The 10,376-nt window shown below is 72.5% G+C and carries 10 protein-coding genes; 5 read left to right on the top strand and 5 right to left on the bottom strand.

Annotated features, from left to right (window positions below):
• Positions 1–220 precede the first annotated feature (220 nt).
• Entirely contained in the window at positions 221–493 is a 273-nt protein-coding gene (locus tag AB0O00_RS20235; RefSeq protein WP_363653654.1) for a DUF3263 domain-containing protein, read from the bottom strand.
• A gap of 52 nt (positions 494–545) precedes the next feature.
• Positions 546–1,826 carry an extracellular solute-binding protein gene (locus AB0O00_RS20230; protein WP_363653652.1) on the bottom strand — a complete coding sequence of 427 codons (1,281 nt, stop codon included), beginning with the start codon at positions 1,824–1,826 and terminating at the stop codon, positions 546–548.
• Positions 1,827–2,119: 293 nt separating this feature from the next.
• Here AB0O00_RS20230 and AB0O00_RS20225 point away from each other — a divergent pair, with 293 nt between their 5' ends.
• Positions 2,120–3,088: an ROK family protein gene (locus AB0O00_RS20225; protein ID WP_363653650.1), complete on the top strand. Its 969-nt coding sequence runs from the start codon at positions 2,120–2,122 to the stop codon at positions 3,086–3,088.
• 196 nt (positions 3,089–3,284) lie between these two features.
• The gene (gene nagA / locus AB0O00_RS20220) at positions 3,285–4,481 is read left to right on the top strand and encodes an N-acetylglucosamine-6-phosphate deacetylase (RefSeq protein WP_363653648.1); all 1,197 of its coding nucleotides are present in this window, start codon (positions 3,285–3,287) and stop codon (positions 4,479–4,481) included.
• A gap of 102 nt (positions 4,482–4,583) precedes the next feature.
• Here the strand turns inward: nagA and AB0O00_RS20215 are convergent, their stop codons facing one another.
• Positions 4,584–5,600 (bottom strand): hypothetical protein, encoded by a 1,017-nt coding sequence (locus AB0O00_RS20215; RefSeq protein ID WP_363653646.1) that lies wholly within the window; start codon positions 5,598–5,600, stop codon positions 4,584–4,586.
• 187 nt (positions 5,601–5,787) lie between these two features.
• On the bottom strand, positions 5,788–7,632 hold the full coding sequence (locus tag AB0O00_RS20210) for a diguanylate cyclase (protein ID WP_363653644.1): 1,845 nt from the start codon (positions 7,630–7,632) through the stop codon (positions 5,788–5,790).
• Between the two features lie 373 nt (positions 7,633–8,005).
• On the opposite strand from AB0O00_RS20210, the gene AB0O00_RS20205 reads away from it, so the two are divergent.
• Positions 8,006–8,533, top strand: coding sequence for a flavin reductase family protein (locus tag AB0O00_RS20205; RefSeq protein WP_363653642.1), 528 nt, complete (start codon positions 8,006–8,008; stop codon positions 8,531–8,533).
• 54 nt (positions 8,534–8,587) lie between these two features.
• Here AB0O00_RS20205 and arfB read toward each other — a convergent pair whose 3' ends face one another.
• Positions 8,588–9,019, bottom strand: a complete 432-nt coding sequence (gene arfB / locus AB0O00_RS20200) for an alternative ribosome rescue aminoacyl-tRNA hydrolase ArfB (RefSeq protein WP_363653640.1) — start codon at positions 9,017–9,019, stop codon at positions 8,588–8,590.
• Positions 9,020–9,095: 76 nt separating this feature from the next.
• Here arfB and AB0O00_RS20195 point away from each other — a divergent pair, with 76 nt between their 5' ends.
• Both AB0O00_RS20195 and AB0O00_RS20190 read left to right on the top strand, forming a co-directional pair.
• Complete coding sequence (locus tag AB0O00_RS20195) at positions 9,096–9,584, top strand: hypothetical protein (protein ID WP_363653638.1); 489 nt, start codon at positions 9,096–9,098, stop codon at positions 9,582–9,584.
• Positions 9,585–9,708: 124 nt separating this feature from the next.
• Positions 9,709–10,284, top strand: a complete 576-nt coding sequence (locus tag AB0O00_RS20190) for a TerD family protein (RefSeq protein WP_363653636.1) — start codon at positions 9,709–9,711, stop codon at positions 10,282–10,284.
• Positions 10,285–10,376: the final 92 nt, after the last annotated feature.

Below are 10,376 nucleotides of genomic sequence, written 5' to 3'. Positions count from 1 at the left end.
GCGAGAGGGTCGCGCTGCGGGAGGGGGTGGCGGAGGGGGTGGCCGCGGAGAGGGGCGTGACGGGTGATTTTCAGACTGCCAACGGCGAGAACCCCCCACCCACAGAGTCGGCAGTCGGAAAATCATCCAGCCCCCGGAGCGGCCACCCCCGGAGCCACCCCCGGCGTCACCCACCCACCCGAAAGCCCCCCACGCACCCAAGCCCCGCGCAGCGGACCCCTCACCGAGCCGCCCGCCGCACATCCCTCACCCGCCGCAACCGATTCACCAGCACCGGAGCCTGCGCCAACGCCTCCGCCCGGTCCAGCAAAGCGTTCAGCACCTGGTAGTACCGGGTACTGGAGATCCCCAGCTCCTCCCGGATCGCCCGCTCCTTGGCCCCCGCCGTACGCCACTGGCGCCCTTCGAGCTCCAGCACCGCCCGCTCCCGCTCACTCAGCTCGCCCACGAGAACACCTCCTGCAAGAACGCCCCACGACCGACGAAGTGTCATTCTCGGACGCCCCTACGACACACTCTGCGCCCTCCCCCGGCCCGGCCTCACCTCACTTCCGAAACCGGGCCGTCTCCTTCACGGCGGCGTCCTGCAGCCCGGTGAGGACCTGCTTCGGGTCCCCGGTGACGGCCTCGCCGATCCCCGCCTTGATCCGGTTGCTCACGTCCGCCCAGGCCGGGTCGCCGAACGGGTAGAAGCTGGCGTTGGTCAGCCCGGCCGCGAACTGCTTGAGGTCGGCGTGCTTCGGGTCCGAGGACATCTGGCCGAAGGCGTCCTGGGTCACCGGCAGGAGGTTGTAGCGCTCGTCGAACTTGAGCTGGTTCTCCCGCATGAAGACGAAGGACAGGAACTTCCTGATCTGGTCCTTGTGCCCGTTGGCCTTGAAGGCCATCATCCAGTCGGCGACGCCGAGGCTGCCGGTCTTGTTCAGGCCGTCCTTGCGGGGGATCGGCGCGGTGCCGAAGTCGATGTTCCCCGCGGTGGCCATCCGCAGGAGCGTCGGGTGCCCGTTGAGCATCGCGACCTTCCCGGCCGCGAAGTCCTGGAAGACCGGGGTGCGGTTCATCTTGCCGGGCTCGGGATAGGTCAGCCCGGTGCTCACCAGGTTGCTCTTCAGCCAGGTGAAGGTGGCCTGGTTCTGGGTGCTGTCGATCGTGTAGTTGCCGACGTCGTCGGAGAGCAGGCCGCCGCCGCTCAGCGTCCAGAGCATGGACTCGGCCGGTGCCTCCTCGGGCCCGAGCGGGAGGCCGTACGGGGTCACGCCCGGCACCTTCGCCTTGATCTTCTCGGCGTCCTGGCGCAGTTCGCTCCAGGTGGTCGGCGGCTGGCCGATTCCCGCCTGCTTGAAGAGCGTCTTGTTGTAGAAGAGCACGCGCGAGGAAGAGACGAAGGGAATCCCGTACTGCGTGCCGAGCACCTGCCCGGCGTGGGCGAAGGAGTCCATGAACTTGGACTGGGTGTCCAGAGAGAGCACGTCCGCCGCCGGGTACAGCCGGTCCGCGGCGACCTGGTCGGCGAAGCCGCCGGTCTGCAGGAGGTCGGGCGACTTGCCGGACGCGATCAGGTCGTCGACCTTCTTGCCGATGTCGGTCCAGCTCTCGACGTCGACGTCGACCTTGATGCCGGGGTTCTGCGCCTCGAAGCCGCGCACGACCTCGTCCCAGTACAGCTTGGTGCTGGTGTCGGCGTTCTCGCCGTAGTCCGCGGCGACCAGTCTGATGGTGACGGGCCCGTCGCCCTGCCCGCTGCAGGCGCTGACCGCGGAGAGCACGAGGGCTGCGGCCAGCGCGGTGCCGAGCACACGGGTGGGAACGTGGGCGCGCCTGTTCAACGCGGGTACCGCCTTCGGGGGGAGAAATGCGACCGGAGGGGTGAATCCGGCAGGGGTGAGGCGCAACACTGCCAAACCGACCCCACAGTGGTCCATACCTCTGCCCCATGTCCGGCAAGTAGTTATCGAAGTGCGGACGTCATTGCACGATGCGCAACGAAACAGCCCCACCGAAACCCGCACCGACACCGGCACCAACACCCGCATCTGCGACAAAGCTCACCCAGTATGGACCAGACCAATCCGACAACTGGACTAGACCTCTTCGACCCGGCCAAGGGAAACTGTCCCCCGTGAAGCACGTCATCGCACTCGATGTAGGCGGCACCGGCATGAAGGCCGCGCTGCTCGCCCAGGACGGCTCCGTGCTGTTCGAGGCACGCCGACCGACCGGGCGGGAGCACGGCACGGACGCCGTCGTCGCCGCCATCCTCGACTTCGCCGCCGACCTGGCGGCCGAGGGCCGCGACCGCTTCGGCGTCGCCCCGCTCGCGGCCGGCGTGGCCGTGCCGGGCACGATCGACGAGAAGAACGGCATCGCGGTCTACTCCGCCAACCTCGGCTGGCGCGACCTGCCGCTGCGCAAGCTCCTCGGCGAACGCCTCGCCACCGCGCACGGACGGGACGGCGACGCCGCCCCGATCCCCGTCGCCCTCGGCCACGACGTGCGCTCCGGCGGGCTCGCCGAGGGCCGGATCGGCGCCGGCCGGGGCGTCGGCCGCTTCCTGTTCATCGCGCTGGGCACCGGCATCGCCGGGGCCATCGGGATCGACGGCCGGATCGAGGCCGGGGCCCACGGCTACGGCGGCGAGATCGGCCACGTCGTGGTCCGCCCGGGCGGCCCGCAGTGCGGCTGCGGCGCCCGGGGCTGTCTGGAGACACTGGCCTCGGCCTCCGCCGTCTCCCGGGCCTGGGCCGCGGCCAGCGGCGACCCCGACGCCGACGCGGCATCCTGCGCCGCCGCGGTGGACGCCGGGGACGAGCGCGCGATCGCGGTCTGGCGGGGCGCCGTCGACGCCCTGGCGGACGGCATCGTGCTCGCCCAGAGCCTGCTCGACCCGTCCACGGTGATCGTCGGCGGCGGGCTGGCCGAGGCCGGCGACACGCTCTTCATCCCGCTGCGCGCGGCGATCACCGAGCGCCTGACCTTCCAGATGCCCCCGAAGGTCGTACCGGCGATGCTGAAGGACACCGCGGCGTCGCTGGGAGCCGGTCTCCTCGCCTGGGACCTGCTCGCCGAAACCCACCCCCCGCGCCCATGAGGGGGCTCCCCACCCGGTCCCCGAGGCCTCATGCTCGGCAACCGGAACCGCACGAGCCGGCCCGGCCTCCGCACCCCCGTGCCCCCCGGACGCCGACCACCGCCCCGGGCCAGTTCACCGACCACAGCGGCGGCCTGACATCACCCAGCGCATTCGAGAACCCGGGACGCCCGTCCCGACAGATGGAGGTGACCGCGTGACTGCCGCGGAGCGTGACCGTACCGCACTGGCCGGCGCCCGGCTGGTCCTGCCCGGCGGGGTCGTCGAGGGCGACCGGATCGTCGTCGAGGGCACGAGGATCGCCGCCATCACGAGTGGGCTGGGCGGAGGCGGGACCGAGCCGGGTGACCTCGACCTGACCGGCCACACCGTCGTCCCCGGCTTCGTCGACCTGCACGTCCACGGCGGCGGCGGCGCGTCGTACGCCTCCGGTGTCGCCGAGGAGGCGCTGCGGGCCGCCCGGACCCACCTCGAACACGGCACCACGACCACGATCGCCTCGACCGTCACCGGCGAGATCGACGAGGTCGCCCGCCAGGCGGCCGTCCTGTCCGAGCTGGTCGAGGACGGCGTGCTGGCCGGCATCCACTTCGAGGGCCCGTTCATCTCCCGCAACCGCTGCGGCGCCCACCGCCCGGACCTGCTGCGCGACCCGGACCCGGCGCTGGTCCGCAAGCTGGTCGACGCGGCCCGCGGCCACGCGAAGATGGTCACCCTCGCCCCCGAGCTCCCCGGCGGCCTGGACTCCGTCCGGATGCTCGCCGACCTCGGCGTCATCGCGGCCGTCGGCCACACCGACTCCGACTACGCGACCACCCTGGAAGCCGTCGAGGCGGGCGCGAGCGTCGCGACCCACCTGTTCAACGCCATGCCGGCGATCGCCCACCGCGCCCCGGGCCCGATCGTCGCCCTCCTCGAAGACGAACGCGTCACCGTCGAGCTGATCAACGACGGCGTGCACCTGCACCCGTCCGTCCTCGACCTCGCTTACGGCACCGCGGGCGCCGACCGCGTCGCCCTGATCACCGACGCCATGGGCGCGGCCGGCATGGGCGACGGCCTCTACCCGCTCGGCCCGCTCCAGGTCGAGGTCAAGGACGGCGTGGCCCGGCTGGTCGAGGGCGGCTCGATCGCCGGCTCGACGCTGACCCTGGACGTCGCGTTCAAGCGCTCGGTCACCGTCAACGGCCTGACGCTCAACCAGGCCGTCGAATCGCTCTCCACGACCCCCGCCCGGCTACTCGGCCTCGCCGACTCCATCGGCACCCTGGAAACCGGCAAGAACGCCGACCTCGTCGTGCTCGACTCCGCCACCCACGACCTCGTCGCCGTCATGCGCCGCGGCGAGTGGATCGTCGGCGGCGACCGGTTCACCACCGTCAAGCCCGCATGACCGCCACCACCACCGCCGCCACCACCTGACGGAACGCCGACGGCCGCCCTCCCCCAAACCGGGGACGGGCGGCCGTCGGCACGTCGAACCTCCGCCGAACCGTCAGCTGCTCGGCTCCACCGTGATCTGGTCGACCAGGATCGGCCCACCGGACGGCACGGTCATCGTGATGGTGTTCGAGCCGGCCTGGAGCTGCGGCAGTATCCAGGTGGAGTACCACGAGGACGCCGGGTCCTTGCCGGGCGAGTAGTTCTTGAACGCCAGTCCGCTCGGCCAGTCCTTGCCGTTGACCGACGCCGCACCGCGCACGTCGCCGGCGGCGTTGTTGAAGTGCACGGTCAGCTTGTAGGTGCCGGCCGCGGGCACCTCACCGGTCCAGCTCACCGAACCGCCCGGCTGGAGCGTCAGGTAGCCACCGTCCGCGGACTTGGCGCCCTTGACGGTGTTTCCGGAGGGCGCGTTCTGGCCCTGGAGCTGGCCCGCGTCCACCGTGACCGGGCCGCCCGACGCGGAGGCGCTCGGCGAGGCCGAGGCGGAGGAGGTCCCGGACGGGGTGCCGGGGCCGCTCGTGCCGGGCGCCGCGGAGGTGGCGGTCTGCTGGCCGGTCTTGACGGCCTTCTTGTCGTCGCCCGGGTCGCCGGTGGACAGCGCGATCCCCGCGCCGATCGCGATCGCCGCGACCACCGCCACGGCGCCGATCACCGCGCCCTTGCTCCGGCCGCTGCTGCCCTGGCGGTCGTCGCCCGGCTGCGGGCGGGAGTGCTCGGCGTAGCGGGTCTGCTGCGTGGGCACGTTGCCGTAGTCGGGCTGCTGGTGCCCGTACTGCTGCGGGTACTGCTGGCCGGGGCCCTGCTGCGGCGCCCCGCCCTGCTGGAAGTACTGCGGCTGCTGCTGCTGCGCGCGCGGAGGGTAGGGCTGCTGCTGCCCGTACTGGGCGCGGCCGACCTCCATCGGGCGGCTGTACGGCGTGCGCGGCACGCCCTGCTGCGGCTCGGCCGGCTGCCCGGAGGCGCCTTCGGCCGGGCGGTAGAGGTAGCCGAAGGGGTCGTCCTCCTGCGGGGCACCGCCCTCCGGGCCCTCGGGCGCTCCGTTGTTGCCGGCGGTCGTCACGGTGGTCAACTCCCCCATCGTTCGCGCCGCCGGGCTGGCGGCCCCCGGCGCAGGTCATGGACGCTCTCGTTACCCGGGAACCCTACCTGCCCGACCGGACCGCCCGGAACGAGGGCTTGACAACCCGCCGGTAGCCTGGGCCGCCCGCCCCCGGGTTCAGCCTGCCCGGCAGTGCTTCAGCCCGCCCGGCAGTGCTTCAGCCCGCCCGGCGGTGCGAGCGCTCGCCCCTGGCCCCGCGCACGGCGCCGCCCCTGGCCCGCTTCTCGTCGTACATCCGCTCGTCCGCCGTGTGCAGGACCTCCTCGGTGCTCATCCCGCAGCCGGCCCAGCCGATCCCGAGGCTCACGCCCACCCGCATCGCCCGGCCGTCGATCCGCATCGGCGGGATGATCGCGTTGCGCAGCCGGTGGGCGAGGTCCTTGGCCTCCTCGCGCCCGATGCCGTCGGCCAGCACGACGAACTCGTCGCCGCCGAGCCGGGCCACCGTGTCGCCGTCCCGGACGGCCTGGCTGAGCCGCCGGGCGACCTCGACCAGCACCGCGTCGCCCGCGTTGTGGCCGAAGCGGTCGTTGATGGACTTGAAGCCGTCGAGGTCGCAGAAGAGCACCGCGAGCCCCTTGTCCACGATCGCGCCGCCTCCCGCGCCCGCGCGGAACGAGCCGGACCAGGGCTCGCCGCCCGGCCCGAACTCGGCCGGGACGACCGCGTGCACGTGCTCGGGGTACACCGGCCCGAACCCGCTCGGCGCGAACCCCGCGCCCCCGAACCCGGCGGCGCCGTACCCGACCGGCAGCCCCCCGTCCGGCGCGCCGTAGGTGTGCACCGCCGCGGCGTACGGCTCGGCCCCCTCCAGCCCGTCGTACGCGGCGTGCGCGCTGTACGAGTCGGCCTGGTAGCCGCCGTACGGCTGCGGGAAGGCGGCCTCCGCGGGGCCGACGACGGCGCCGACGGTCTGCGGCTCGGAACAGAGCCGACGGGCCAGCCGGGCCTTCAGCTCGGCGCCGTTGGGCAGGCCGGTGAGGGCGTCGTGGCTGGCCCGGTGGGCGAGCTGGAGCTCGTGGCGCTTGCGGTCCTCGATGTCCTCGACGTGGGTGAGCAGGAAGCTGGGGCCCTCGGCGGCGTCCGCCACGACCGAGTTGCGCAGGCAGACCCACTGGTAGCCGCCGTCCCGCCGGGAGAGCCGCAGTTCGGCCCGGCCGCTCTCCGCGCTGGTGCGCTCCAGCAGGGCGCGGTCCTCGGGGTGCACGAGGTCGACGAAGCTCTGCTGGCGCAGGACCGCGCGCGGACGGCCGAGCAGGCGGCAGAGCGCGTCGTTGACCCTGGTCAGCTGGCCGCGCCCGGCGCCGTGCAGTTCGGTGATGGCCATTCCGCTGGGTGCGTACTCGAAGGCCTGACGGAAGCTCTCCTCGCTGGCCCGAAGTGCCTGTTGCTCCTTCTCCAGGCGGGCCAGCGCGCGCTGCATCTCGGCCCGCAGGCGGGCGTTGCCGATCGCGATGGAGGCCTGGAGCGAGAACATCTCCAGCGCCTCGCGGGTCCAGGCCCCCGGCCGCTTGCCGCTGCGCGGGCGGTCCACGGACAGGACGCCGAGGAGGTCGCCGCCGGCGCTGTACATGGGGGCGAGCAGCCCGTCGGCGGGGTGCCAGTCGTTGGCGTAGACGGGCATCGCGCCGTCCCCGATCCAGCGGGGGATGTCGCTGGCGACGGCCCAGCCGCGGTCGTACGGCAGGAAGCGCAGGGTGCCCCAGTGGTCGCTGACGCCGAGCAGCCGGTCCCAGGACTCGCGGGAGCCGACCTGGCCGAGCAGCACGGAGGGGCCGCCCATGGCGCTCTCCTCCAGCTCCCAGACGGCCGCCACCACGAGGTCGCCGTCGGGCCGCACCAGGCTGACCGCCGCGGCGTCGAATCCGAGCCCGTGCACCGCGCCCTCGACGACGGCCTGCAGCGTGCCCGCCAGGCTGCGGGCAGCGTTGAGGTCCGCCACGACCCGGTGCAAGGTGCGGAGGGTCGCGAGACGGACGTACGGCTCCGACTCGGCTTCCATGCGGGGGCTCCCCGGCTGCTTCGGATAGTTCTTGATTGGTTATCGTCCGATTGCCAGAAGAACTGAATCACAGGGAGCACAGCGTTCGGCACGCTCGGTCAGCAATAGGCCACCACTTGTGACTTAAATCACACGACACTAATGCGCCCTTAATCAGCTCATCCGTCCCATAGCGGGACAGAAAGCGCTATCGGAACATTTCTCGTGGTCGACCGCATTGACCGCGCACTGAAGCCGCCTGTCGCCCGGCAGGCCGCCTGCTTCACCCTTGGGGGTGAGTCCCGCCACCGGCGCCGGCCGTCACCCCTGCGCCCCTGGTCCTACGACCACGGCCCGATGTCGCGACGCCCGGACGCCAGCTACCGTGCGGTACGTGTACCCGTCCCCGCAGCCCGAAGCTGCCGCCAACGCCACGCCCGACGAGTTCCGGGCCGCACTCTCCCAGCTCGCCGCCGGCGTGAGCCTGGTGACCGTCCACGACCCCGAGGACGGCGAGGACATCGGCATGACCGCCACGTCCTTCCTGTCCGTGTCGCTGGAGCCGCCGCTGGTGCTGATCTCGGTCCGCGAGGACTCCCGGATGGACGAGGTGCTCGCGCGCGTGGACACCTGGGCGGTCTCGGTGCTCACCGAGGACCAGAAGACGACCGGCTCGCGCTTCGCCATGAAGGGCCGGCTCAGCGACCGGCTGCTGTTCTCGGAGACCCCGCACCACCGCGGCCCGGCCACCGGCGCCCCGCTGATCGAGGGCGCGCTGGCCACCGTCGAGTGCCGCACCGAGCAGCGGATACCCGCGGGTGACCACACCCTGCTGCTGGGCCGCGTCCTGGAGGCCGTCGTCCCGAACCCCGGCGGCCGGCCCCTGCTCTACTTCCGCGGCGGCTACCGCACGCTCGGCTGAGCCGCCGCACCGGACGGCCCGACGGCGGCAGCGAGGAACGCGGCTACAGCGCGGCTACTCGGAGCGCGGCGAGCGCCGCCCCTCCTTGAGTTCGGAGCGGTGCCGCTTGTTGAACAGCCGCCGCTCGACCATCCCGCGGCTCGGCCTCGTCGCCCGGCGGGACTTCGGCGGCGGCGCGCAGGCCTCGGTCAGCACCGCGGACAGCCGCGCCGCGGCCGCCTCCCGGTTGCGCCACTGCGAGCGGAACTCCGAGGCCTGGACCACCAGCACCCGGCCGTCGACCAGTCGGCCCGCCAGCCGCTCCAGGGCGCGCTCGCGCCACACCTCGGGCAGCGCCTTCGAGGCGGCCACGTCGTAGCGCAGCTCGACCTTGCTGTCGGAGGTGTTGACGTGCTGGCCACCGGGGCCGGAGGAACGGGAGAAGCGCCAGACGAGCTCGGCGTCGGGGACGACCACCGATCCCCGTACGCGGATGGGCTCGGGCATGCGCCCATCATCCCGCGCCCGGCCCGCCCGGTCACCCGGTTATCCGGCACGGGCCCCGAGCCCCGACAATGGCGGTGTGATCGAGCTCGGCTACTCCCTCTCCAACCGCTTCCCCGACCCCCCGCAGACCGACTACCGCACCGCCTCCGTGCACGCCCTGCGGTACGACCTCTTCTGCGGCGACGTCTACCTGGACGCCGAGGGCGCGGAGCTCTCCACCGCCTGGGGCTGGGTCCCGGTGCTCGACTTCGCGTGGGCGCTGTGCGACATCGCCGAGGAGCTCGACCGCGACCCGGCGGGCGGCCGGGCCGCCCGCGTCCAGACCGCCGACCTCGACTTCACCCAGAACACCGAGCTGCTGCGCTTCGCCCGCCGCTTCAACTGGGTCGAGGTCACCGCCACCTGGCTGCCCGACGAGCCGCCCGCGGTGGTGCGCCACGGCGAACTGCGGCGCGAGGCGCGGGACTTCCTCCAGGACACCCTCGCCGACCTGTTCGACATGCACCCCGACCTGGCCGACAACCCCAACATCTGGTCGCTCCAGGGCAAGTTCCGCCGCATCTGACCCCAGCATTGCGCATGCTTTGCCCGGAGTTGACACACGCTGGAAATTAACAGCCGCCGGTGGAACCAATTCGCCGGAGGATCGCGTTGTCCCGGGAAAAGCGAACGAAGGGACAGCAACCACCATGCCAGTGAGCCTCTCCAAGGGCGGAAACGTCTCGCTGACCAAGGAGGCCCCGGGCCTGTCCGCGGTCTCCGTCGGCCTGGGCTGGGACGTCCGCACCACGACCGGCGCCGAATTCGACCTCGACGCCAGCGCCATCGTCCTGAACGCGGACGGCAAGGTGCTGTCCAACGCCCATTTCGTGTTCTTCAACAACACCAGCACGCCGGACAACTCCGTCGTGCACACCGGCGACAACCGCACCGGCGAGGGCGCGGGCGACGACGAGTCGATCAACGTCAACCTGGCCGCCCTGCCCGCCGAGGCCGCCCGCATCACCTTCCCCGTCACCATCTACGACGGCGTCGCACGCGGCCAGAACTTCGGCCAGGTCCGCAACGCCCACATCCGCGTGGTGAACGCCGCCGGCGGCGCCGAGCTCGCCCGCTACGACCTCTCCGAGGACGCCGCGACCGAGACCGCGATGATCTTCGGCGAGCTCTACCGCAACAACGGCGAGTGGAAGTTCCGCGCCGTCGGCCAGGGCTACGCCTCCGGCCTGGCCGGCATCGCCCAGGACTTCGGCGTCCAGATCTGACGCCGAGGGCACCAGGGCCGAGGACACCGGGGCCGCGCGCCCGGGGCCCGAAACGCCGCGGCGGGGGAGAACGGGGGGGGCCACGGGCACAC

It is taken from the genome of Kitasatospora sp. NPDC093558, assembly GCF_040683475.1.
GTDB lineage: Bacteria > Actinomycetota > Actinomycetes > Streptomycetales > Streptomycetaceae > Kitasatospora.
Note: the sequence above shows the minus strand (reverse complement) of the source record. Positions and strands in the feature narration are given on the sequence as shown.

Coding starts and splice junctions, on each gene's coding strand:
- arfB (WP_363653640.1), bottom strand. CDS start 9,019: ATGCCCGAGCCCATCCGCGTACGGGGATCGGTGGTCGTCCCCGACGCC.
- AB0O00_RS20210 (WP_363653644.1), bottom strand. CDS start 7,632: ATGGAAGCCGAGTCGGAGCCGTACGTCCGTCTCGCGACCCTCCGCACC.
- AB0O00_RS20235 (WP_363653654.1), bottom strand. CDS start 493: ATGACACTTCGTCGGTCGTGGGGCGTTCTTGCAGGAGGTGTTCTCGTG.
- AB0O00_RS20190 (WP_363653636.1), top strand. CDS start 9,709: ATGCCAGTGAGCCTCTCCAAGGGCGGAAACGTCTCGCTGACCAAGGAG.